The following is a 24,661-nucleotide window of genomic DNA, read 5'->3' as shown; positions in this document are numbered from 1 at the left end:
TAAAGTATATCAGTTTGGCAACTTTTAAGGCGAGGCAGAATGAGTAGGAAAACCCCCTTATCTCACCCTCGGCGATGGTCCTATCATCATCGTCATGACACCAATAATCACCGCCCAAGACATTCAAGCCATGGTCAGCCACTGGCTGAGTACGCCGCCTAACGGCTATCTCGGTTCGGATTACGGCGCTGATCCCCAGTCGCTACTGCAAAATCCCATGGCCGCCGGCATTGGCGACGCTTTCATCGGCGAGATGCGCGAAGATGTGCCTGTGCTGGATGTGATGCCGGCTGACGCCGTGAATGTCTTCTATGTGGACGCGCTACCGGATCGCCTTGAGCTGATTGTCGACGTGGCCGGCTGGCAGGAGCTGGTGAGCTGACATGGCCATTCTAAAGAAGGCTTTGATCGGGTGGTCGTCAATTCGGTCTTGCAGTTCCCAGAACTAGCGGGGTTGTACCAGGTGGGCGATCCACACTTGCTATCCGCATATCCAGGACGCCCACGACCGGAGCGTCAAAGATTCCCTATTTTTTCGATGAGAAGGCCAGGTATCACATCGAACCGAAGGACAAAATGAAGGAAGAAGGCATACCGTCGCCTGACCTGTGGGATACCGTTTGCATGGCCTTCCTGGAAAATGCACACTACATTGGATCTGAAGACTATGACATTTGCCAATCCTGCGTCGACGCGGCGCGCAAAGCTGCAGAGGACGCTTTTGCTGAGGCATAGCGTAGGATCGTTTGAGATAGCCCAATGCCCATTCTTACTGCCTCAGCTAATCTCTATTTATTATTCCAAGTGTTCGCCAGAATGTCGGATGAACATACGCAAACGAATTCGGTTTGATCGAGCCTAAACTCGGCGCATCGTTATTGTGAAATGACCAATATGTGCCGCTTGTAGAATCAGGTTTGATACCGATCAAGCCTACCGTATAGAAGACTTGAAATACGGTTGTCAACACAGAATGCAACGTGCCTTTTCCATTTAATATAAAATCACTTGCGGACTGAATCACTGAGTCGTCGGAATCCAGATTGTGTGAAAATCGTGCGTAAAAAAATTCTTCAAACGCTTCTCGATTTATCGCAGCATATCTGAACGTGTAAGGCCGTCCCTGTAATAGTGTTGCATAATCACTGAGGAACGGATAAGTCCCTCCCCACTCCTCCTGCAGAGAAATCATTCTCTTGCCGGAATACTCGCCCTCTGCTGTAGAAACGATTTGAGCAGTTACAGAGTTTCGATTTTCAGCATGATCAAGGCACAAGTTGACGAACAAGATTGCATCTCGTGGCCGCAGAAAAGTTCGGTCAACTAGGTATTCGAAAAAAGTAATTTTCCCTATTTGACGAGGAAAAAGCTCCTTCAGCTTAACGGGTCTTGTAGTGTATCGCTGCCGAACTAGCTTCTCTATTCGTCGATCAAGCAACTCCTCCAATTGGGGCCTCGACCATCTAAGTTTTAGATAAAGCGATTCATATTTTTCTTCCTGGAACCCGGCATCCTTTGTTTTTGATATCACTCGATTTAACAGGTCGACCCGCAATGCGATCACAATCTTTACATGCGTCAATTTCAAAAAAGAGCGAACAGTTTCGATCAGTGACCGGATTAACTTGTATCGCAGTGACTCCTCTACCCAATGCTCGTCCAAACCATCGATCGTTATGAAATATTTTTGCTGAGGATCATTGAAGATGTCTTCAGAGAGCATTCTAGCTACGTCAGAAAGGGCCTTTATTTGAATCTGACTGACAACCTTCTTGCCTCGTTGGACTACTTCTCTTTTGTCTTCTTCGGTCAATTTCCGGCCGGCCGAGGCGTCTAGTTTCATTCCTCCGAAATCCGCGCCTATTGCGGCCTTTAGGTCGGTTTCAACTTTCGTAGTTAGCTCCTGCACGCGATATTCAGTTTCATTCCAAAATTTCTCACCCCATTCTCGGAGATAATTAATTGCTTGTTCTTTGGAATGGTCGCGGCGGAAAACCGAAGTCAAGCTGGCGAGGAAACTTTGCTTCTGGGCTTCATTATGGATTTTGAATTTATATTTGAGCAGCTCTACTGTAAGAACGTGCTTCCATAGAAGTTGGTAGAACAAGTCTAAGCTAACGCCCGCGGACTCGAAAAAATTAATGATGTCGGAATTTGCAATGTAACTTAGCGATAGATTCTGTGGGGGAACGTCAATGACGTGTTCTTCAACTTCCTTCAGCTTCCGAATCAAAGCGCTTTTTCCTGCGCCGGTCCTGCCAACGATTATTCTTTTGGCGTTTGTTGTGTCTTGCAAGACCGCTAGATCGCCGGTCTCAACAAAGCACTCCGAAAGATATGTGTCATCCGCCTCCGCATCGGCCGCGCCTACAGTGTCGTTCCTTTTAAAGCTAAAGTTGATCCCCGTGTCTCGTTCGTTCATGTTCGCCCCCGTTTTAATTGATGAATTATTGTGTGGCGTCTCCATAATACTAAGTTAATTTTCCGGAAAGCATCTTTTTTGATCGATGTTGATAATGCAACAAAAAATAGTCGCGTAAGGGATTAGCTTGTTGCAAATGTGAAAGTTACTTAAAGATAATATGTTATGCTTAGTTTAACTCTTGATAATGAACAAGCGCGAAAATGACAGTCGCTATACCAAAGTGGAATGCACAGGGAGTTGTGCCGCCGATTGATCCGGCGGACCCTACGTCCTTCAATCGATCACCGTATGAGGTCTCCCTGGTTGACCTGATAAAAACATATGGCACGTCCCCGGAGCGTCGGGCAATCCTAAAAGGATTCCTCGCGTATCGCGCTGCACTGCATGCTCTTGGGCTCGTTGAAGGTTTTCAGTGGATTAATGGTAGTTTTTCCGAAGATGTCGAAAAGCTTGAAGATCGGCATCCAAAGGACATCGATGTCGTCTCACATTTTGACAAATCCTCCCATATTGATTTGTCGGCCACTGGTGATTTGTTTGCGCACGACATTGTGAAAAACACATATCGTGTTGACGCGTATACTATGGAGTTGGAAGCGCTCTTACCTCGGGAAGTCGTTTTCTGGTCTGCTTATTGGTATAGCATGTGGTCGCATAGGCGTAATCAAAATTGGAAAGGATTTCTGCAAGTTGATTTGGCACCGGCAGAGGATGGTGAAGCTGCCGAATATCTCCGTCAATTCGATGTTCCGCAGGGGGCAACGTCATGAACAATACGGAACGCTCGCACTTGTTGGCTGAGCAGAAGTTTCTGCAAGAGCGATTAGCGAAGATACCCGGTAGTGCCCGGTTGATGCGCATGAGCACAGAATCGCGAATCAGCACCATTGCGGGAAAGCTGGCGCTTGCAGTGGATGAGGGCGAGCCGGCTAAAATCAATTTGACTTTCAAAGGGCGGCCAGTCATTGGTAGTCACGGTGTTTTCGCGCAGTTCGGAACTGAAGCCGTCAGCAAGTTTACTGAGGCTGTTGACGCCATCGCCGCATCCCTATCCGCTCCGCTTCGGGCCATGGGACCTATTCCAAATCGAGGTCAGCAACTTCTGATTACAAACACTGCAATCGGATCGTTTGGCTTTGAACTTCAGGAATATTGCACAAGCCGACTTCCACTGGGGGATAGCCTGGTTGTACTTGCGCTTGAACGTACACAGAATTTTTTGGAAAGTACCGTCGGAACAGACGATCAATTGGCAGATTCGGCCGCTGAGACTGATCCAAGAGCGTTAGATAAAATGCGGGCATTTCTGCAAACGCTTGCAGATAATGACGCACTTGTCGGGCTTGAATTTCGGGATCGCACTTTCGGCTTTTCAAATATTGAGCAGGTCAAAACAAGCCTTGCGAGATTGAGTCACGACAATATCCAAGAAGCGGAAATTGTTTTGCACGGACACTTTGACGGATATCTTCCAAGCCGCAGGACATTTGATTTTATCCTGACTAACGACGAACTGATTACTGGTAAAGCGGGGCCGGATATCGATGAAGATGCTCTTGCTGAAATTAACCTTCATCTTCGCGAGAGTGTCGTCATTAAAGTTATACGCACGCAGGTAGGAGCCGGTCGTCCAAGATATCGCTTGCTCGAAACGCCGGCATGGTGAGGCTTAACTAAGTAGTGTCAAATGTGATCGCCGGTGCAGGCTCGAATGAGAATCCGCTTACCATCGTCAAGAATTGCGCTGCGATCCGCAGTTGTCCATGCAAGTCCAGGAGCAGGCTCGGGTTTAATTAATTTTCAAAAATTTGCTGAGTCGTAATGCCATGGGTATCGTCACCGCCATGAGACCAACCGATGACAGTCGGCAGCATGCGCTAGCAAGGAAAGGTGAGGCGTTGGAGAGACGCCTCACCTTCGTCATTTAATATCGATTAATTCCATGCCTGCATGTACCACATCGTATGCGCATCGTTCGCGTCTTTGGGAACGATCTGCAAGCAATTTGCAGCTCCAGAATTCCCGTTGAAATTCGGTTTGATCGCGAGCACGTAGTCCGCCGGTGCGTTCGTGGGATAAAGGAAATAATATTTTTGGGCTTGATTCCCGTAGGTTACATCCCAGGTGGTGTCCTTGTATTTCGCGGAATTCTTTTTCTCCAGCGAGAGCGTGTCCGACTGATCGTCGTAGCAAAGATAGTGGTCGCCAGTGTCCAGTCTTAGAAAAAGCCGACTCTCAGTGTCTTTGTGCCACTGGCCCCAATTAGGATTGTCACTGTAGGACGCTTGCACGATGATTCCCGGATCGGAGGCCTTGCCGTGATAAGCAGCGAGGTGAGTCCCCATTGCGTTTCCGCTGCTCGAGATCGTAACGTTCAGGGCGGTAATGAATTCGGGTTGAGGAATGATAGGTAGCTTTGCCATTTTGAATCTCCTTTGTGGTTTGTGACAAGTTAACGTGCCGATGGGATCCGCCTGAACGGCTCCCTACGTCAAGAACATTTGAACGGGGCTGCACCTACCCCGCCCAAATTCGGAATTCCCCTGACTGGGAAGTTTGAACCGGTACTACCTTTGATCAATTACACGTAATTGTCTTGAGCTGGTACATCAAGTTCTCGACGAGCGAGCACCGGCGGCAGCCGCTGCACTTCTTTCATTTGAACGCGCCATTCCGAGGGACTGCTGATTGCTTAGCGTACTTTGGTTGGCACCCATTTCGTCGACGGCCCCAGTGTATTCGTGCATTACAGGCGCACATAGCTGTCAAAGTTTTCAGGTGGCGGATTTGATCAAGTCACTTTGGGGGACGTAACTTTGGCAATTTGTAGGAAGGAGGGTAATTTCTGGATGAGTTGCCGTTCGGTCTTGTGAACGACGTTCTCTTCTTCTGTTCAGGAAATCACAACGATCATTAATTTTCGTCAGCATCCCATGTAATTCTTGATCACCCGTTGATCGACGTGCCAACAGGTACCAGACGGCGTTTTCGTTCCATCGATAAAAGCGCGTATAGATGCTTTTTGCGCTTCCGAAATGATCTGGCATATCGACCCAAGCTTTTTTATTTAAAATGACCCACAATACGGCCTCAATAAACATACGATAATCATGCTGAGCTAGATTTAGCCCTGACGCTCTGGATAGAATATGCGCCACTTTTTCCCATTGTTCGTCGAGAAGTTTTCCGGTGTATTTGATCGATTTCATTTTTTCCTTTGAGATGAAAATTTTTCAATGAATTAAAATTATTTGCACACCATTATCTGAAAATACGTGAGCATTTCGAGGTCAACCACTTTGGCATTTGATACTCGAAAGCGTGGCACTTCACAGAGTTCTGTAACCTTGCTGTCTAGACCAACTACTTGCGTCACCACTGCAGCTGATTCGTCGTACTTGAATGTGGTAGACCGTTTTAGAAGTCGGAGAATGGATTTCGTGGAGATATGGAGGAAAGTTATTGGGCTTGAGTAAACTCGTCGATATTCACTTCGGCCTTGTTGAACGCACCCTTTCTGATCATGAATTGATAAGTGGGGGATCGGTCGTTCGATAATGGTGGGTAGACCAGGCGACGGTAATAGAATCGTGGCTATTATCAACGTCTCTCACAATAGGTGTTCTAGAAAATTTAGTGCCAAAAATTTTTTTCGTCATGATTTTTCTATTTCAGAAATAAATAGGAAGAACGCGAAATCAATGAGACGGGAATTGCGGTTATTTTTCAACTGGCAAACGTTACAGCTTTGGCTTTGTCGGCGAAAAATTTAAAACCGACCCAGGCAGCAACATACAAATTGCCCACCTCTTTTAAGGCGACTCCTATGCAATGAGGACGCCATTGTTCAATAAAGAGATGATCGTGGAAATTCAAATGTTGGCGCAACTCGAAGTGTCAACGCGAGAGATTGCAAGAGAAACGGGAGTTTCACGTAATGCGGTGAGCCACCATCCGCAGAATCAGGATGGCAACCGAACTCACGGCCATACCGGCGCGAGAACAGAAGTTCGATTTCTATCGTAGCTATGTCGAACAGCGGCCACGATCCGCTACACCGCTCTGGCTACCGGCCCTCATGCTGTCGAGGGAGATACCGGGCCAAGGTTATCTGGATGGTCTGAGTAGGCTTGCGCATATATGTGATAGCTGCGTGTGGTCAAAGCGCCGGAGTCGCTGATAACGGGAATGCCTATTGTGGAACGCGATGTTTTCTACCTGCCAAATTTGACAGCTATTGGTGTTTGCGCAGCTAAGGTAACTTTCTCATTCGGCTGCGGCCTCCATTGAACTCTTGTGTCGTGGTGCGTCCCCGCCATTCACATGAGGATAACTAATAGATGGCAATTCCGAGTAAAAATTTCTGGCTGACAGCTCTGACGCTGGTTTGCTTGTCGTCCTTCGCATATGCCAGCAGTGCCCCCGTTCCCAACCCCGGAGCCACGCCAGAACCGACGCAGACCACCCAGGCGCCAATGCCGCGTGCGAGACAAACCTTACCGCCATCACAGGAGCAATCGAGATTTAATCTGGCGCCCAGTACAAAGCCGCGGACCGATCTGGTTCCAGCACAAAAGCGATCAGTGACCGGTCAGCGCAGCAAACGAATGGCGATCGCGCCAAATTGCCAGGACATGGACATACTCGCTGGATATGATGGCAGAGCCCTGGCAGACTATATTGCTAACCTGCCCGACTATGAATGCCATTACGGCTTGTTCTCGCTGACTGCCGCGCAAGCCGCCAAGATTTATGCGGCTGATAATTTCTCTGCTGTCGCCAACCGTTTCGTGCATGAAGCGCGCATCTACAATGCCACAAACCGGGTCTTAGTCAATCTGCTAATCTATCTGCGCGCCGGCTACTACTTAGCCAGCAGCAATGTGATTGCCAATCCATCTGCATTATTGTTGGCTACCCTGCGCCCGTCAATCCGGCAATTAGTCGACGGCGATATCCTGTTTCGGGAAAACGCCATAGCGTCGAGCACTGCCAGCGAAGTGCTGAAACTCATCACTAATATGAGCGACGAAACCTATTATCTGGACGGTATGAAGAACCTGTTGTTGCGCTACACCAACAGCACCAGCAACCCGTATGCCGCCGATGCGTTGCGAAAACCGACCGCTGCCGGCGGCTTTACCGGTGTGCTAACCGTGCTGTTCTATGCCCATGGCAGGGCGGATGGCAGACTGATACTCCAGAGGGATATGACATATCCCGTCGCGCTGAATAATTTTGTCGTTAACAACAAAGCTTCTCTCCTGGGGAGCGAAACTGCGTATCAATTGACTGATGCAGCAAACGAGGCATTTCGTTTCATGCAATACCCCACGCAAAAAACTAGCGTCAAAATCATGATCAAGAACCAGTTGGCAACAACCACCATGACTGGCGCAGATAACGATCTCTGGCTGGCTGCAGCGGCCGCGGTGAAATATAACGACAATGCCAATTGTGCAGAATACGGTACCTGCGATTTCGAAACTCGACTCGCCGATGTCGTACTGAAAAATAGATATTCCTGCAGTCCTGCCATACGCATCCGTGCTCAGCAGATGACGCCGGCGCAAATGAAATCGTCGTGTGATGTTATACAAAGAGAAGAATCCTATTTCCACGATATGCTGCAAACTAATCGTGCGCCTGTGGCTAACGACCATAATGCTTCGCTTGAAGTGGTGGTATTTGGTGATTACACCAACTACAACAAGTACGCCGGGGTAATGTACGGGATCAGTACCAATAATGGTGGGATGTATCTGGAAGGCAGCCCTAAGGCACCTGGTAATCAGGCGCGATTTATTGCCCACGAAGCATCTTGGATGCGTCCGGCATTTCAGGTATGGAACTTGGAGCACGAATATATCCATTATCTGGATGGCCGCTTCAACATGTTCGGAGATTTCAGCGAGAGTACAGCAAAGCCGGCCGTTTGGTGGATCGAAGGGATTGCCGAGTATTTGTCTAAGAAAAATGACAACCAGGACGCGATCGATGTCGCTCAATCTGGCGCTTACAGCTTAAGCCAAATATTCGGCAATACGTATTCGATGACGGATTATGTGCCACGAGCATATCGTTGGGGCTATATGGCAACTCGTTTTATGGTTGAACGCCATCGTAATGATGTCGATACCTTGGTGACTAGATTCCGCGTCGGCGATTATGACGGCTATCAAAATATAATGGCTTACATAGGTGCTCGCTACGACAGTGAGTTTGTCAGTTGGGTCAAGACTGCGAGCACTGCGGGTGAGCCGCCGTTACCTGATGAACCGCTACTGGCGAGCTGCGCATCATCCAGTTATCTGGGTAAGAATTGCTCAATCAAGGGCTTATCGTCTTCTGATCGCGTATATGCCTATATTCAACTACCGAACGGAGCAAAGAACCTTAATTTACGTACTAGCGGCGGTAGCGGTAATGTTGATATGTATATTGCACTTGATCGTTATCCAACCATCAGTTCTTATGATGTCGCCTCCTCCAATCCGGGTAACAGGGAAAACATTACTCTTGCAACTCCAGTTTCTGGACGTTGGTACTACATTTTCCTCGTCGCTAAGCAAACATTTAAAGGTGTGTCACTGAGCGCTACCTACGATTAATGTGTCGGATAAATGGACTCGCGCTGATCGTACTGGGAGGTCCGAAGATGCAAGAAATCAGGAGGCTACTGCGCGATGTCCAAAGGGAGAAATTATCTCCGTTACTACTGGGTAAACCGAGCAATCCTGTGGCGACTGCACGGCATAATCGCATGTTTTTTTGAAACGTGTTGTGGATCGCGCGCATTGATTCACCGTGGCGAGACTTCCTGCAGAATTGGGCAACTGGCACACGACATGCACGCGGTTCAAGCGCTGGGGCGAGTCCGGTGTATGGCTGCGGGTCGTCGAAATTGTCAGTGGCGACAGCGATTTGGAAACGCTGATGATCGACAGTACGGCTGTGCGTGCACACCAGCACTCTGCCGGTGCCTAGGGCCGCAAGCGATAGGCCGTTCGCGTGGCGGATGGACAAGCAAGGTTCACACAATTGTCGATGCCCTGATTGTCGGCATTCGGGCCGCCGGCGCGACGGTTGTTATTCCACCTAAGCGCAATAGTCTGTTACGGCGTAGTTATGATCAGTATCTATAGGGTCGCAATTTGATCGAACGTTTTTAATTGGATCAAGCAATTACGACTAATCGCAGCACGTTATGTTAAAAGCTGGCGCGCAATTACCTGCCGTTTCTCAATATCGTTTGCACTTGCATCTGGATTGCTTGATTGTTAACAGGCCGCATGGGCTATCAATGATCATGACCACATTTTCTGTGGGTAGGTGGAAATGCAATTGAGAAAGAGAAGCAAAAATCCAATGGGGGAGACTGTCAATTCTCAATTGTTGTCATGTGGAATATTCGTCCGGGCCTATTTTTACTGTCGCCTTGCTCTCGCAGGGTGGCAGCGGCCCGTTCCGTTGCCGGCGCCAACGCAGAAAATTGCGCCGGACCTTCTCAGTGAGTCGAAGAGAGCAAAACAAGGAATCTAGCAATGAAAACTCTGTTTGTATTTTGTGCTTTGTGTTCGAATATGGCGATGGCGCAAGTTGCCGCCGATGTAAAACCCGATCCCGCTTACACCCACCATCTGTCCTCCTCCGGACCGCTTTCCAAAGAGCAGCTGCTGAAGCAGAAGCCGGCCAGCAAGCCGGTTGCGCGCATTGGCGCTAATGCCACCAGCACCTACACTTATCTGCGCTGCTGGTACCGCACCGGCAACGATGCAAGCAGGCCGACCACGACCTATGCGTGGGGCCAGGATCCTTCCAGTGGCGATTATTACCGCATCAACGGCTACTGGTGGGCCGGCGGCCTGCTGAACTGGGAAAACATGTTTTACAGCGATGTCGCGCAGAGCACGCTGCAATCGGTGTGCCAAAGCACGCTGAACGCCAAGGGTATTAGCCAGCCGGTGGCGATGGTCGCTGCCGCTGATAATGCGCTGTCGTTCAACTACACTGTTTGGACCAACGATAGCGTGGCGCAGAGCGGCATCAATAAGATTGTCGCCTTCGGCGATAGCCTGTCCGATACCCAGAATATCTTCAACGCCTCGCAATGGACTTTGCCGAATTCAAGCAGCTGGTTCCTCGGGCGTTTCAGCAACGGCAAAACCTGGGTGGAATATTTCGCCAACAACCTGCAGCTTCCCTTGTATAACTGGGCCATTGGCGGCGCCGGCGTAGATACGCAAAAGCTGGTGATTCCAGGCGTGATCCAGCAAGTGCAGTCGTACACCGAGTACATGCAGAAGGCGCAGAATTACCAGCCGCAGAACACCTTGTTCACCATGCTCATCGGCGGCAACGACCTGGTCAACTACAACAGCACGGTCGACCAGGTGATCAGCGGCGAAACCCAGGCCTTGCAAAGCCTGATCCAGGCCGGCGCCAGGAATATCCTGCTGCTCAAGCTGCCTGACGTTTCCAAGGCGCCGGTATTCGGGATCAAGACCACCGGCGCGACGGTAGCCGCTCAGGTGATCGACCTCAATACGCGGCTGGCGGCGCTGGTCAGTTCCTTGCAGGCGCAATACGGGAGCAGCTTGCATATCCAGCTGTTCGACACCTATGCGCTATTCAACGACCTGCTGAGCAATCCAGGCAAATACCAGGTCAGCAATACTATCCAATCCTGCCTCAACATCAATACCAATTCCAGCACCAACTACCTGAGTACGCAGGCGGCGCGTCCACAGTGCAGCAATCCGGACAGCTTCGTATTCTGGGATATGCTGCACCCGACCACGCATACGCACAAGCTGCTGGCCGATGCAGTGACGGCGTTCTACAAGGCCAGCCTGCAACCTTAAGCCGCGACTGTAGCGGTCCGGCCACTCAGCGCCGGGCCGCTTCATATATACAGATCGGCGTTACCGCCGGTGCGACGGCTGTTGATTCGCCAAAGTTCAATTGTCTGGTACAGCGTAATTATGATCGGCATCTATAAGGACCACAATTTGGCCGAATGTTTTTATCGAATCAAGCAAATCCGACGAATCGCAACACGTTATGAAAAGCTGGCGCGCAACTGCCTGTCATTTCTCAATATCGTCCGCACTTGCATCTGGATGGCAAGTACTATCAAATTGCAGAACGTGATGTAGAACAGGGTGTCAAAGAATCCTGGCTCCCGACGGAGTAAGCGCCTTACTCCCTTCACGAGACGTATCGCGACGGCTACCGGCTGCGGAAACAAGACTTCCACACTCGTTGTGCTTCGTGCACCGCGTCTGCCAGGTTAAAACTCTCTGCATTATTTTGAGCTTTACATGGCTGTTCCATTGCACCCCAAGCTCGATGATGGCCAGGTCATCATCGGCCCGGAAGCTGTGGCTCAGCGTCAGGCGTACGGGGCCTGGTTTCTGTAACGCTGGTATCTTCGCTGCGCCAACGATGGCTACTTTGCAATGCAAATGAGTGGCTACTTTCACATGCAATACCGTGGCTGCCTTAATGCGGATATGGAATGAATACGGCGCACAAGGTCGCAATGGGTGCCCTTTCTCGCGCGGAGGTACTGCGCGTTTTGACAGGTGCTATAAAGAAATATTGAGAGTAGCCTCAAATTGCTGACTCGAATACGCAACGGCGTTTGCGGTATTAAAAAAATCAAATTTTGATTGATGTCAGCACAGCAGTTTCCACCCTCAATCCTATTAAAAATGAAGGAGAAATAGCAATGACTCAACTTACTCTGTGGGGCAGTATTGAAAAAGATGGAACGATCGTCAGTGGATCCGGCGGCTTCAGCGTGAAGCGTGAGAGTACCGGCAATTATTCGATTTTGTTCAAAAATCAATTCACTAATAATCCGGCCATGACAGGCGCCCAGTGGGGATATGGGAGTGGGGAAAGCACCTTGGATAATGTGATATTTCCTTCTTTGTCTGGCGGCGGTGCTACCGTTCAAACAGGTGATGGCGGGGGACATTATACCGATAGAAATTTCAGTTTCATTGCCATCGGTAACATCGCTTAACCACAATATTTCGTGAATGCCTAACGACCGGAACGACTCTATACCTTCCGGCTACGTTCTCCGCGTCGTTCTTGACGTGATCGTCGAAAATCTGTTTCGGCGATCACATCGCTAGGCCGTTAACTCATAGATGCAGTTGTGGCGAGACCTGAGGTGACGCGATCTAAGGTCTCCGAAATAAGAAAACGGAAAATCCTCACATTTTCCCGTTGGCGATAGCTCTATCATCGTCGCCATGAAACCCACCATTACGGCCCAAGATATCCAAGCCATGGTCAGCCATTGGCTGAGTACGCCGCCTAACGCCTATCTCGGCTCGAATTACGGCGCTGATCCCCAGTCGTTACTGCAGAATCCCATGGCCGCCGGTATCGGCGATGCGTTCATTGGCAAGATGCGCGAGGATATACCCGCGCTGGATGCGATGCAGGCTGACGCCGTCAATGTTTTCTATGTCGATGCTCCGCCGGACCGTCGCGAACTGATTGTCGACGTGGCTGGGTGGCAGGAGCGCGTGAGCTGACATGGCCTATTCCAAAGAAGACTTTGACCGGGTGATCGTTAATTCTGTCTCGCAGTTCCCTGAGCTGGCCGCGTTATACCAGGTGGGCGATCCGCGCTTGCTGCAGGCGCAGTCTGCCATCGCGCAGATGATGGCGATGATGTCGCAGCAGATCGAGCTGGGTGCGATGGAGCCATTTGACAAGGTACGGGATTCGACGGTGCTGGCGGATGCGTCGCTGAAGGGCCTGATGCCGATGGCGATACCTGCACGTGTGAAGGTGAAAGTCGAGAACCCAACCAATGCGCCTTTTTCCATTGGTGCTGGTCGCGGGCTGCTGGATTCCAGCGGGCGCATGTACGTTACCGATTCGCCGATAACGGTGCCTGCCGGTGGGGTAGGGCACGCTGAGTTGCTCCAAAAGCAGGTGCGTTCCGTCGAACATGCAGTGACCGTCTCGCAGGCATTTTATAAAATTGAGGTGCCTCAGCCAACGGACGGGCGTTTTATTAGTGGTATCTCCGTAGCCGACACGGCGGGTACGCCGTATACCTATAGTGTGGAATTTACGAATGTTGCCAACGGCGACAAGGTATTCCATGTGGAATGCGACGAATATCGGCGCTTGTTCGTAGTATTTGGCTATGCCGGTTATGTTGGTTATCAGCCCAATGTCGGTGAGGTACTGACCCTGACCGTGTATGAGACGACAGGTGATGTGCGACCGGAGGCCGACAGCCCCTTCGCCTTGGATTATGCGATAGCGCCGCAAGACGGCCTAATCAAGATCACGATGGACTCGCTGCTGATCCCAGGTGCTGCACCTATCGATATCGCGACGCTGCGGGAGCTCTGTAAATACCCGTCAGCCTATGACCAGACAGCGGTGTACCTAGGCGAGTTTGATTTTCTGGTTCGCCGCAATATCGCCGGGCTGAAATTTCTCTCGATCTGGAATGAAACGATTGAAGAGTTGGTGCGCGAGCCAAGTCTGGACAATATCAACCGACTGTTCGTCTCCTTTGTTCCACCTGATGGCGCCACGCGTGAGTCAATCGAGCAAGAGATTGCGCGCGTGATCAAAGCTGCCGATGACTCCTATCGTATCGTGTTCGTCACTCCAGCCATTCTTGTTATTGGTATGACGATCATCGCCGAGGTGGCGCGCATTCACGACGCCGCAGCCGTCAAAAAGCAGATTCTGGATGTGTTGCTGAAGGAATACGGCGAGAAGGCCGTGCCGATCCGAGCCGGTATGCTAGCGGTGAAATACAAGGCGATCTACGCGCTATTGAAGAACAACGTCCAGGCGCTGCAGGATTCGGGGAGTGATTTTTCAGTAACGATCACACCGATACAGGGCAAGCAGCTCCCGGAACATTTTCGCTATATGACGCCGGATAGCGCACATGTGTCCGTGACCCTGGCCAATTACAACCTTGGTTCCTGGGGACAGTAATGAGCGCCGACAGCAGAATCCCATCGCTTGCCCCGCTTCAGCACAGCCACGACGCCAATGCACTGGAAGCGGAACTGAAGCAGCTGGTGGTGTTCCTGTTCGAGACCCATTTGCGTGACGCCGAGCGCGAGCTAAACGTCTATGGCGTGCCACATCTAGGGTCTTTGTCGCTGATCGAGCGGCACGTAAAACGGGAAGGGATGGCGCTAATCCGCACCGAGGAACCGGCCATGCGCTATCTGTACAAGGCCTGGCGCGCGCGTAATCCCAAGCGAGGATTGCATTTTCTGCGGATGTATCTGCAACTGCTCTGGCCGAATGGCTGGATCGTGGAGCAGCTTTGGCAGGATAAGAGCAAGCCCTATCCGACGGCCTTGAGCAGCGCTAGCAGCATTGGCAGAGTTGATCCCAGCGCCACGCATTATCTGACTAGCCGGATCCGGGTGTCGATCGATGATGAGGGGGAAATGGGAATGAGCATTCCGATGGTAGCGCCCGCGTTGCGCGCGGTGATCGCCGCCAAGTATGTGTTGCAGCTATCGCTGCTCAAGCGCTTTGAGAACGAGATAGGTCAATTTAACGGCGCAATGGCGCAGCAATTTTATCGAGCTGAAGGCGAAGCAGTGCTGCCTTCATCGCATTAGACAGGGGGAGTGGGATGCGAACAGGTGTGATTCAGTACAACCTCAATGATCGCGGTCGCGAACTGACGGGGAAGCCGCGGCAATTCAATATTGGCAAGGTAGCCGCCTTTATCAATGGCGCCAGAACGCAGGAGCGCATTCAAAAGCGCGATATGTTCGGCTATTACGGCCACTGGCCACGCGTCAAATTCGGCATGATGCCGCCGGAAGGGGGAATTTATCAGGGCAAGCTGGTCAAATTGGAGCCGGCCATTGCGACGGTGCATCTAAAGGCCTTCCCAGACGGCACCATCGAGCATGAGGAAGAATTCCTGGCGACGGATGCCGGCCGTACTGCGCAAAAGATGTTCGAGAGCAAAAAAGGTGGCTTCTCCTCGGCACTGAGCGAGGTCGAAGGGCGCTTCTTTGGCTTCGATTACGTCAATGAGCCCAACTTCGATGACAACCGCGGCTATGTGCTGGATGCAGCCGGCGCAGACGACGGCGGTGTGATTCTGGATGATGCTGTGATTGCCGACTACAACCAGAATCTGCACGGCATGCTGGCACTACTGGACAGCGCTCAAGCCAGTTTAGGGGGTGTCCGGGCAGACCACGAGCGTGCCCTGATGGTTATCGCCAAGCTGGAGGAAGAAAACGAACAGTACCTCGCTATGCTGGCCGGCAGACAGGCTACCTTGGATTCGGCTGGATCGCTCCCCATGATGGTCAGTAAGGCCGGCGTGAATGCAATGCGCGCGGATGCGGCTGAATTCAAACGGGCGATCTTGCCTGGCATCGTCGTGCCAAATCAGACAGAGGGACGTAGCGTTGACAACCTGGTCAATCGTTTGCTGCGGCGCTGAGGATCCTATGCTTGAATTGAAAGAAGCCTTTGGCCGGTACATGGGGCGTTATTACGCATCACTCACGCCGACCACCAGAGCGATGAAGTCGTTTGTCGAACGCGGGATCAGTAAAAGCATCGTCTGGGCGCCAGATCGGATGATTGATCAGGTGCAGGACATGCTGGCAGCCTGGCGCAAGAATGACAATGACGGCGGCCCGGGTAGTAGCGCGCATCTGCCGGTCATGATTGTGGCGACCGGCAAAGACTACTCGCCCGTACTGGGGGATTTTTCTCGCCAGGTGCCGGAGCCGGAATGGGTGACGCTGCCAGGCGATCCACTGAGCCGAATTTTTCAGTTACGGCAGATGCAGGGTGAACGCCGCGCGCAGATCGTCATTTGCGCCGCCGAGGATGAGACGGCGCGCAGCATGGCGGCTCAATTTACTTTGTTTATCGCGGCGGTCGTCAATCGTCGGTTTGATGCGACTTACCGCTTTGCCGGTATCAACCATCAATGGCCGGTGATGCTGGAAGCGACTGATGTGCCGGCCATGAATATCGACTCTGGACAGAAAAACCTGACGATCTTGGCCATCGATTTGACCTTGAAAGAGACGATTCCATTGTTTTCTGGGCCGAAAGCAGGCGAAGAGCATGACGGGAAGGGCGACGGTAGCGCTGACAATCCGCATGGCTATCCGGCGCTGAAGAAAATGGTTTCGTACGATCTTGTGCAGAACGTCCATAGCAATGTTGCTGATGGTACGTTAGATGTGTCCTGACATCAGGGTGTACCTGAATAATGAAAATCCAAGCCTCTATATCTGGCTATGGTATGGCGCCAGCCACGGTGTATTCCTTCTACGAGGTGGAGTCGGACATATTGCTGGTCAGTAAAGAAGCGCCATATCGTGCCGACCGCTTCAGCGATGCGATTTTGATCGGCGGCGTTGGCCTGGCCGAGCGTGACAGCCTGTTTGCCGATGTCGACTTCATGGACGCCATCGAAGAGTTTTTTATTCGCTCCAACGGTAAAACGCTGTTGATTGACGACAAGGCCGCGCGCTGTGATCCACGCCAGAAGCTGGAACCGGATGGCATGAGCGATTTTGGCAAGCGGCTGTACCGCGTATCACCGGACATCACTTGTGGGCAGGTGGCGGTGCTGGCGACGGCGCTATATGTCAAGAAGGCATTGGGTATCGGCAGCGCGATGGAAATGCAGGACTGGTTTCTCGCTGCTGGCCAGGGTGGGTTCGTGACGATCTGAATGGAAAACAGCCGCAATGGCACGGGCGAGCTTGGCCGAAAATAGCTTTCATATTTTTAACCAAGGCAGCCAGAATGTCAGCCCTTAATTCGACCAATGCTATAGCCAAGGCGCAACCAAGAACGATCATTCCGACCATTACAGAGGCAGGGTTGATTGCCTCGACCAATGCTGCGAACACTGGTATTGAAATTGCGATTACTCACATTGCTTTCGGTTTGGCGAAATACAAGGCGAGCGGTGTTGAGAAAGCTTTGCAAGACGAAATAATGCGGGTTGCTATTGCCGGCGGCGGTAAAGTTTCCCCTACGCAGATTCAGGTACATGCGGAAGCGATCGCACCTACCGGTTCGCCATTCTGGTGCGGCGAAGTTGGATTTTTTGCCGATGAAATTTTATTTGCGGTGTATAGCAAGCCAGATGCACCCACACTTTATTTTGCAGACGATAGTGTCACAACCGTCTCGTACACTTTGGGTTTCTTTGCGCTACCGGCAGATACCGTGACAGTGCTGATTGATCCGAACATTAATACCGCCATACAGCTGATTGGGGCACATGAAACCGCTAATGACCCTCATCCACAATATCGAAGGCTCGCCACCGAGACGCGCACTGGTGTACTCGAAATTGCCACGCAAGCCGAAACGGATGCGGGCACTGATGACGAGCGCGCGATCACTGCAAAGAAATTGGCGCAGTGTTTGACTCGCTTCGCGCCTCTTGACAGTCCTGCCCTTTCTGGTACACCGACGACGCCGACGCCAGCCAATGGCGACAACTCGCTTAAGATTGCCAACACAGCCTTTGTACAGAAGGCCATCACTCAAGTGGTGATCGGGCAAATCGTGATTGAGGCACGCACCAGCGCCCGCGCTGGTTATCTGAAACTCAACGGCGCGCTGCTCAATCGCGCTGATTATCCCGACCTCTGGACCTACGCTCAAGCAAGCGGCGCTCTCATTGCGGAAGCGACTTGGGCAAATGGGAACTGGGGTTGTTTCTCCACCGGCGACGGTGCAAGCAATTTCCGCATTCCCGAATTGCGTGGGGAAATGCTGCGTTGCTGGGACGATGGGCGCGGCGTCGATGCCGCACGCGGTATCGGTACTTGGCAAGATAGTCAGAACCGACTCCACGGCCATACTGCCAGCGCGGGAGCGGTCGGCGATCACATTCACACCGGATGGACGGATGCTCAAGGCTGGCACGGCCACCATGGCGGCACGACCTGGGCCGGCGATCACGCGCACTCCGTCAACAGTTCTCCAGGTATCGGCCAGGGTGCCCCCGGCGGTAACAGCGTGCAGAGCAGTGGCGGCAGCATGGCCACCGGTGTTGCCGGCGGCCATTCCCACACGTTTGACACCGATGGCGCCGGCAATCACCAACACAACATCGGTGTCGGCGGGGCCGGCAATCATACCCACACCATTACGGTCAACCTCGACGGTGGCAATGAAGCCCGCCCACGTAACCTCGCCATGCTGGCGATGATCCGCGCCTATCCAGTTTAAGGAGAAAAAAAATGCTGATTCATCAATACGACAACCACAACGGCCAATATCACAGCAGTCGTTTGGCCGATGCTGATCCACGCCACCTCGACCGCTGGCTGATACCAGCATTCAGCACCACGGAGACGATGCCGGAACGCACAGCACTGTCCTGGCCGTTTTATCGTGATGGAGCCTGGACCCTGCTGCCGGACTATCGCGGCCGCATCCTGTATCGTCAGGACACCGGCGAGGCGGCCGAGATCCTTGTCGCCGGTCAGACACCCGCCGAACAGGGTTTAACGGACGTGCCGCGCCCCTCGGACAATCACACTTGGCGCGATGGCGAGTGGAAAATCGATCCGGCCGTGATCGCGCAAAAACAACGGGCAGCAGCGATGGTCGAATTCGAGCGGCGTATGACACTGGCCCGAGCGAAGAACGCCGGCAGGGCTGACGCCTATGCGGCTGGTTTACTTTCCGAAGTGGAAATTGATCATTTCCGGCTCTGGTCCGCCTATCAGCTAGCACTTGTGCGGGCGATTGAGCAAGACGGCTTTCCCGACGCTGTCGTTTGGCCGACGGAACCTGACGAGGATCCTATTCTGGCACCCTTATCGCGACTCTCGGAATGAGTCAAGAAAAGAACACGGTCGCAACGGCGATATTTTATCGTCAGGTTCGGGATTTCGTCGCAAAAACACCGGTTTGGGGTATGGCAATCCGCTACCAGACGAAGCCGGACGAGCGTTTTGATATGACCCTGATCTCGCGGCGTATCTATGGGCGCCCGGATGAGTTCTTGGTCGTAATGGCCGCCGCCGGCCTAGATTCCGTTGAGCAGGAGCTACCGGAACAATTACTGGTGTTGCCGACAGAGTCTCAGCTGCTGACGCTCAAGACGGCCGCGCGTTTTGGAAATTTCGGATAATGGCAAACATCAATAGCGCAAAATTAGCCGCGGTGCTGGGCATTCGTGGTTCAGCAAAGGCAGCGGATCAACTCCGGAAGGCCGATGCGGAGCGTCGTGCCAAGGCCGTCAATCTTCTACGTCCGCATGAGGTCAAAGGCGAATACAGCGCTGAGAGGCTGTTGCTTACCTCCCTGGGTGGTCAGGTTCGCCTGATTACCAACGATGACCTCGTGGTTTTTAGGAAGAATGCCAAGGCGTTGGGCAGCAAACTCAAGCCTGGACTGACGGCGCAGCAAATTATCAACCTGTCTTTGCCGGAGGACCGAGAACGGGCCAATGAACAGATCAGAATGGCAGTTCCGGCGGGAACGAACAGGGGAGACATCCGGTTTGTGACTAACGCATCAGCTGACTCGGATGTGGCCCGACACTATGTATCGGTTGAGATCATGAATTTTGATGCGGCGGTTGCATCGCCAACAGATCCCAAGGCCCTGGCTAAATGGCTCGTCAAGGACAGTCCCTTAAAGTTTGAATGTGACTGTGGGCGGTTCACATATTGGTATCGCTATATCGCTACTGTGGGTGGATTCGTCAAAGGTCGGCAGGAAGCCGCGTATCCCAAGTTGCGCAATCCCAGGTTGAGCGGTGTGGCTTGCAAGCATGCATTGCGCGTGATGAAGGAATTCGGCAGCAGCTTGGCGGTGCGTGGCATTGTGGCAGGCATGGTTGAGCGTGGACAAAAGGGCGCTATCAAACAGTCAGCGGTGATTGCGCAGACCAAGGCACGCGAGATTGCTGCAGCACAAGCGCGTAAAAATCGCGCGATCAACGTCAAGCAGCCGAGCAAATCTGCCGCAAGCCTGAAGAACGCCGTGATAGCCGCAGCAAAGAAGGCAGATAAGGCGGCAAGTATGGCGGTCTTTGAAGCACAAAAGACTCTGCAAAAACTCAAAGAGGACGGCCAGCTCTCTCAGGCGGACTTTGACGTGATCACGATGAAATTGAAGGGGTAGTCATGCTGCACAGTGTACCAATGCAAATTAACAAGGCGGCGCGCATCGTCACATTGCGGCATCCCAATGGCATTCTATGTCACGCCTTCAGGCAACGGGTTTTGCGTCAGGCCGACGGCAACATGGGCGGCATGCCGACGCTGGGCGGTCTTGGTGTGCTGGACTCGTCGGATGAGCCGGATGTCGAATGGGAGTTGCTTGGGGATGCCATGCTGTTGATCGTGGAAAATTTTCAGCCATCCACGGTTGTTGACCGTGGGGACGCACTGGACAATGCCGAGCCGCAAATTTTCGCTCTGATCGAAGCATTGACACCGGTAGAGGGGCCTGCGCATTTTACGGCGAAGACTAAGGACGTGCTTTATATGCTGCTGCATGCGGAGGTGAAGATCGCTTACGAAGTTGTGGCAATTGACGGCGATATCAACATTGCGCCATACAGCAGAAAATACATACTACACAAACGTGATGACTTGACTTATATCGATGGATTCAAAAATGAGTAGACAACCTGTGCGCTGGCATCTTGGGTAATCTGCATAGCTGAAAGAAGACGACGGACGCGGGTTCGATTTCCGCCGCCTCAACCATTACAAACCACACCAGAGCGCCGCAGAGCCCCTAAATACTAGACGTTACCCACTTGCAATACTCCCCAGTTTTTTTGATGGCATGTTTCTTGACGACGATGGTTCAATCCGAGACCATTCGCGGCACGTCGGAAATATGAATTTTTACGCGCGTTCACTAGTCAATTTCCTGAAAGATCCTAAAGATGCATCGTCCCTTCCAAAAACGACTCATATTGAAGACTAGCTTAGGCTTGGTGCTGACAATCGCGGCCATGTCAGGCGCCATGGCGATGTCGGGTCCTTTCGAGCATCCGGCTCAGGTGATTCTGAAAGATGGATCCCCGTGTTTTTTCTCAGACTTTGGGGAAAGGCCCTGGAGCGGTTACAACTTGACCGTGGAAATCAACAAAGGCAGTTCAGCAGGTATGGTTTGGGTAATCAGCACGCCTGAAAAAGCTGAAAAACCTTCCACTGTGCAAAGTTGCGTTCGGTACGGACAAACTGTCGGGTCGACCAAAACGATCAAGCCGGCAGCTCCGCTGCGTGATGGCTTCCCCTATTTAGGAATCATAGATACAGGCGACCGTGCACGATATGGGATTCCGTTTTGCACAGGCCGAGATTCTCAAGGTAACTCAATCCTTACAAAATGGAACGAAAATGGTGATGGATGCACGGAAGTTCCATTGAATGGGGTCGACAGACCATCGTTATTCAAGCGATGGTTTAGCAAGTGAGAGCGCTGTTGAATGAAAAAAGAAACGCGGGACCGACTATGTTTCTGATCTTGGCTTGTCGCATGTAGTGAAGACGCACCGATTAAGCTACGGCACCTTAAGCAAGAAAAAATTTCCGACATTGATCAAGATCCGGCAAATGCGTAGCGTTCGCTCTAAAGCTTCCCAAACTCACCTAGTTTCCAATGTATGGCGCGGCTTTGTAGTCGATTCCCGTTCTTAAATATTGCTAGGGGAGCGGGTAAGATCGGCCAGGGATCGCGTCTCGAAGCGATTTTTTATCCTCGATAGGGGCGTCCATACCACTATCTCATTCTGTATCAATTCGCTTGACTAGAATGGAAGATGCGGTGACGAAACCATAGCGTTGATATAAGTCGGCGCCAAAGCGATTGTGAGTAAAGACGTTCAACATCAGACGGCTGGCGCTATTTTCGCGCGCACGTTGCTCAGTCGCTTGCATTGCGGCCTTGCCATATCCTTTGCCGCGATGTTCCGGCCAGATTACCCAATCATATAAGTACGCATAGTGCTCTTTACCGCTCTGACGAATATCAAACCACACCGCACCAACGGGAGCGCCGTCTGCTTCGACAACATACAGGTGTTGTCCTGTCGCCGCCGGTTCAGCATCGGCGTCGATTTTTCGGAAGGCCGTTTCAGCGCTGTTGCGTGCGCCTTCGAGCGTTGTGCCGTATGCTGCCGCTTGAGCGGCTGCTAATAGTGGAATCGCGCGTACGCTATAGACGTCGAAATCTTCCTTGTCCATGCGGCGCAATATGATAGGGGTAGTCATTGGGAAAATAGTGGTGAAATTTCATTCGGCACGATCTGCAGCGGGTCCATTACCGTTGGAATGACTGAACGATTTCCTAGTGCAACAGTATAAACGTGGCTCTGTGTGAGTCGATCACAGCCGGTTAGTTTGACAGCTACTCGATCATCAATTGCACAGGTCGGTGTACACGCGAGCCCACGCGCGGTTGCGGCTAGCAGCATATTCTGCGCGATGTGACCTGCTTCAAGCAATACTACCCGATAGCCTGTTGGATGTGGGTATTTCCACATTGTGCGGTCGAAATTGGCCACCAGCACAACCAATACCGCCGCATGTTCAAACCAACCCTGGCCTGCCACCACAGCCCCGACCGACGGCTGCTCACGATCTTGTACTAGGCCGAGAGAATGATCCTTGGCACTGTAATGGTATACCCCGGGTACCAATCCGTTAACTCGCCTTACATACACAAATGCCTCGTAAGGATTACGCCCGCCACCAGATGGCGTCATCTTGAATGGCAATTGCTCCTCAGATTCTGCAAAGGGTTTGACGAAGCCTGTTATGCCTAATCCTGCGAACAGGCATTCGGCAAGATATGCTAACGGAATTTCGTCATCCGAAAATCCACGGTAACTGCGACGTTGACACATTATTGGAAATACCCCCGAATCCAAGTCAGGCGGTGGCAAACGGGTAATTTTTTCAAAAGCCTGATTGTCTAGGTAGAGTGGTACGGCTTCTGTAGTTGCCGATTTTTCTGCCAAACGACTGGCACTCATTATCGGGTGCATGTATTCGCTGTTGCGGATAGAGAAATGGTAATAACCGGCCACGTCGCCCCAAGCGAAATTTTTTTCGTATTCGAGATCTTGTGTTGCAGCATGAGTACCTGCCCATATTAGCAAGGATGTGGCAGACAACAATTCTAGTTCTGCCTCAATTGCAGAATGATCCGATGTAGGTGCCGCCTTAAATAAGGTGAACGGCAGGCGCCACTGGTCGCACTGTGCAAGCACCCAACGTCCAAGTTCGGAAAGTTGGATTGAAGTCTTTGCAAGATAGTTTACGGCGACCAGATTCGAATCCGAATATCGCAAAATTATGGTACGCGCACGTCTAATCATCGATATCTCCTTCGAGACTAGTAAGTAGATAGGCCGATATGGCCGAGCAAAGACTGCCGATTGGGCCGGCGATGTTTAGGCTGTGCCCATAGTTCGCGAGCTGGGTCAGCCGTAGTAATAAGGATTCCTACCAAGTGGATAGAAAGGTGGTGGTGGGGGAGACGGGGGGCGGCTAAACGAAACGTTTTCTGATCGCGCTGCGTCTTTGTTGTGTTGTTCGATCAAAGAATTAAATGGGTCAACAATTCGGATCAAACGCCCTGTGTAAGCATCCAATACTACTAAGAAGCTGGTTGGTAAAAAACGAATTTTTGGTGGTGTGCAGCGGAAGTCAAATGCCACGTGAACCTCTTCGCTAATCGACGGCGTGCATTGCACGCCAATGAACATGTCTTTGGCTTCAATACGGAGAGCAAAGCTTTGCTGTACCTCTTGATGGAGCAACGCGGTTAGCACGAAGCGGTCGCTGCTGGAACCACCATATTTTTTGACTAAATCGGAAAATTCCTGAACCGCATCGATAATGGCCGATTTTGTGTCTTCGGATATTTGTGTTTCGGTACTGGCATGATGCAATTCGGGAGCTGATTCGTTCTTTTCTTTGGGAATTTTTGAATTTGGCATGAGATCTACTCCTAATAAAAATGACATGATGTACTCGTGTCAATAGACACGAGTACAGGCTAATTTAACTAGAAAGCGACGCCATTCAACGACGGATGGTGATAAGCCTGTGATGGGTGATGCGCTGCTAGCGACGGATGGTGATAAGCCTGTGATGGATGATGCGCTGCTAGCGACGGATGGTGATAAGCCTGTGATGGATGATGCGCTGCTAGCGACGGATGGTGATAAGCCTG

General features: G+C 51.6%; 24 protein-coding genes and 1 pseudogene. 19 read left to right on the top strand and 6 right to left on the bottom strand.

Features of this window, described 5'->3' with window-relative positions:
- Window positions 1–94 precede the first annotated feature (94 nt).
- Window positions 95–382 (top strand): hypothetical protein, encoded by a 288-nt coding sequence (locus V8G57_RS02585; protein WP_342828086.1) that lies wholly within the window; start codon window positions 95–97, stop codon window positions 380–382.
- Window positions 383–781: 399 nt separating this feature from the next.
- On the opposite strand, the gene V8G57_RS02580 is transcribed toward V8G57_RS02585, so the two are convergent.
- The gene (locus tag V8G57_RS02580) at window positions 782–2,422 is read right to left on the bottom strand and encodes a P-loop ATPase, Sll1717 family (RefSeq protein WP_342828085.1); all 1,641 of its coding nucleotides are present in this window, start codon (window positions 2,420–2,422) and stop codon (window positions 782–784) included.
- 203 nt (window positions 2,423–2,625) lie between these two features.
- Here V8G57_RS02580 and V8G57_RS02575 point away from each other — a divergent pair, with 203 nt between their 5' ends.
- Both V8G57_RS02575 and V8G57_RS02570 read left to right on the top strand, forming a co-directional pair.
- Entirely contained in the window at window positions 2,626–3,195 is a 570-nt protein-coding gene (locus V8G57_RS02575; RefSeq protein ID WP_342828084.1) for a DUF6932 family protein, read from the top strand.
- On the top strand, window positions 3,192–4,091 hold the full coding sequence (locus V8G57_RS02570) for a hypothetical protein (protein ID WP_342828083.1): 900 nt from the start codon (window positions 3,192–3,194) through the stop codon (window positions 4,089–4,091). The genes V8G57_RS02575 and V8G57_RS02570 overlap by 4 nt, the downstream gene beginning before the upstream one ends.
- Window positions 4,092–4,359: 268 nt before the next feature.
- Here the strand turns inward: V8G57_RS02570 and V8G57_RS02565 are convergent, their stop codons facing one another.
- Window positions 4,360–4,848 carry a hypothetical protein gene (locus tag V8G57_RS02565; protein WP_342828082.1) on the bottom strand — a complete coding sequence of 163 codons (489 nt, stop codon included), beginning with the start codon at window positions 4,846–4,848 and terminating at the stop codon, window positions 4,360–4,362.
- A 351-nt stretch (window positions 4,849–5,199) separates the two neighbouring features.
- Window positions 5,200–5,634, bottom strand: a complete 435-nt coding sequence (locus V8G57_RS02560) for a transposase (RefSeq protein ID WP_342828081.1) — start codon at window positions 5,632–5,634, stop codon at window positions 5,200–5,202.
- Window positions 5,635–6,765: 1,131 nt separating this feature from the next.
- On the opposite strand from V8G57_RS02560, the gene V8G57_RS02555 reads away from it, so the two are divergent.
- The 16 genes and pseudogenes from V8G57_RS02555 (at window position 6,766) to V8G57_RS02480 (ending at window position 21,896) form a co-directional block, all read left to right on the top strand.
- Window positions 6,766–9,036: a M9 family metallopeptidase gene (locus V8G57_RS02555; RefSeq protein ID WP_342828080.1), complete on the top strand. Its 2,271-nt coding sequence runs from the start codon at window positions 6,766–6,768 to the stop codon at window positions 9,034–9,036.
- A gap of 47 nt (window positions 9,037–9,083) precedes the next feature.
- Window positions 9,084–9,702, top strand: a pseudogene (locus V8G57_RS02550) (IS5 family transposase).
- Between the two features lie 267 nt (window positions 9,703–9,969).
- Window positions 9,970–11,289, top strand: a complete 1,320-nt coding sequence (locus tag V8G57_RS02545; protein ID WP_342828078.1) for an SGNH/GDSL hydrolase family protein — start codon at window positions 9,970–9,972, stop codon at window positions 11,287–11,289.
- Window positions 11,290–12,158: 869 nt separating this feature from the next.
- Window positions 12,159–12,458 carry a hypothetical protein gene (locus tag V8G57_RS02540; protein ID WP_342828077.1) on the top strand — a complete coding sequence of 100 codons (300 nt, stop codon included), beginning with the start codon at window positions 12,159–12,161 and terminating at the stop codon, window positions 12,456–12,458.
- Window positions 12,459–12,693: 235 nt separating this feature from the next.
- Window positions 12,694–12,981 (top strand): hypothetical protein, encoded by a 288-nt coding sequence (locus V8G57_RS02535; protein ID WP_342828076.1) that lies wholly within the window; start codon window positions 12,694–12,696, stop codon window positions 12,979–12,981.
- A gap of 1 nt (window position 12,982) precedes the next feature.
- On the top strand, window positions 12,983–14,419 hold the full coding sequence (locus tag V8G57_RS02530) for a hypothetical protein (RefSeq protein WP_342828075.1): 1,437 nt from the start codon (window positions 12,983–12,985) through the stop codon (window positions 14,417–14,419).
- Window positions 14,419–15,063: a hypothetical protein gene (locus tag V8G57_RS02525; RefSeq protein WP_342828073.1), complete on the top strand. Its 645-nt coding sequence runs from the start codon at window positions 14,419–14,421 to the stop codon at window positions 15,061–15,063. Before V8G57_RS02530 ends, V8G57_RS02525 begins: the two co-directional genes overlap by 1 nt.
- 14 nt (window positions 15,064–15,077) lie before the next feature.
- Window positions 15,078–15,908: a hypothetical protein gene (locus tag V8G57_RS02520; protein ID WP_342828072.1), complete on the top strand. Its 831-nt coding sequence runs from the start codon at window positions 15,078–15,080 to the stop codon at window positions 15,906–15,908.
- Window positions 15,909–15,915: 7 nt separating this feature from the next.
- Complete coding sequence (locus V8G57_RS02515) at window positions 15,916–16,674, top strand: hypothetical protein (protein WP_342828071.1); 759 nt, start codon at window positions 15,916–15,918, stop codon at window positions 16,672–16,674.
- A gap of 53 nt (window positions 16,675–16,727) precedes the next feature.
- Window positions 16,728–17,162 (top strand): hypothetical protein, encoded by a 435-nt coding sequence (locus tag V8G57_RS02510; protein ID WP_342828070.1) that lies wholly within the window; start codon window positions 16,728–16,730, stop codon window positions 17,160–17,162.
- 74 nt (window positions 17,163–17,236) lie between these two features.
- The gene (locus V8G57_RS02505) at window positions 17,237–18,679 is read left to right on the top strand and encodes a phage tail protein (RefSeq protein WP_342828069.1); all 1,443 of its coding nucleotides are present in this window, start codon (window positions 17,237–17,239) and stop codon (window positions 18,677–18,679) included.
- 11 nt (window positions 18,680–18,690) lie between these two features.
- Window positions 18,691–19,293, top strand: a complete 603-nt coding sequence (locus V8G57_RS02500; RefSeq protein ID WP_342828068.1) for a tail fiber assembly protein — start codon at window positions 18,691–18,693, stop codon at window positions 19,291–19,293.
- Window positions 19,290–19,589 (top strand): hypothetical protein, encoded by a 300-nt coding sequence (locus tag V8G57_RS02495; protein ID WP_092391854.1) that lies wholly within the window; start codon window positions 19,290–19,292, stop codon window positions 19,587–19,589. The genes V8G57_RS02500 and V8G57_RS02495 overlap by 4 nt, the downstream gene beginning before the upstream one ends.
- Complete coding sequence (locus V8G57_RS02490; protein ID WP_342828067.1) at window positions 19,589–20,587, top strand: hypothetical protein; 999 nt, start codon at window positions 19,589–19,591, stop codon at window positions 20,585–20,587. Before V8G57_RS02495 ends, V8G57_RS02490 begins: the two co-directional genes overlap by 1 nt.
- Before the next feature lie 2 nt (window positions 20,588–20,589).
- On the top strand, window positions 20,590–21,093 hold the full coding sequence (locus tag V8G57_RS02485; protein WP_342828066.1) for a hypothetical protein: 504 nt from the start codon (window positions 20,590–20,592) through the stop codon (window positions 21,091–21,093).
- A gap of 269 nt (window positions 21,094–21,362) precedes the next feature.
- Window positions 21,363–21,896 (top strand): hypothetical protein, encoded by a 534-nt coding sequence (locus V8G57_RS02480; RefSeq protein WP_342828065.1) that lies wholly within the window; start codon window positions 21,363–21,365, stop codon window positions 21,894–21,896.
- Window positions 21,897–22,206: 310 nt separating this feature from the next.
- Here the strand turns inward: V8G57_RS02480 and V8G57_RS02475 are convergent, their stop codons facing one another.
- The 3 genes from V8G57_RS02475 to V8G57_RS02465 all read right to left on the bottom strand — a co-directional run bounded on the left by V8G57_RS02475 (window position 22,207) and on the right by V8G57_RS02465 (window position 24,452).
- Window positions 22,207–22,692, bottom strand: a complete 486-nt coding sequence (locus V8G57_RS02475) for a GNAT family N-acetyltransferase (protein ID WP_342828064.1) — start codon at window positions 22,690–22,692, stop codon at window positions 22,207–22,209.
- The gene (locus V8G57_RS02470) at window positions 22,689–23,801 is read right to left on the bottom strand and encodes a SagB/ThcOx family dehydrogenase (RefSeq protein ID WP_342828063.1); all 1,113 of its coding nucleotides are present in this window, start codon (window positions 23,799–23,801) and stop codon (window positions 22,689–22,691) included. The genes V8G57_RS02475 and V8G57_RS02470 overlap by 4 nt, the downstream gene beginning before the upstream one ends.
- A gap of 105 nt (window positions 23,802–23,906) precedes the next feature.
- A complete protein-coding gene (locus V8G57_RS02465; protein WP_342828062.1) occupies window positions 23,907–24,452 on the bottom strand; it encodes a hypothetical protein in 546 nt (181 codons plus the stop codon).
- Window positions 24,453–24,661: the final 209 nt, after the last annotated feature.

The sequence above is a fragment of the Collimonas rhizosphaerae genome (assembly GCF_038896935.1).
Lineage (GTDB): Bacteria > Pseudomonadota > Gammaproteobacteria > Burkholderiales > Burkholderiaceae_D > Collimonas > Collimonas rhizosphaerae.
The sequence above is the reverse complement of the archived record's forward strand: the minus strand, read 5'-3'. Positions and strand labels throughout refer to the sequence as shown.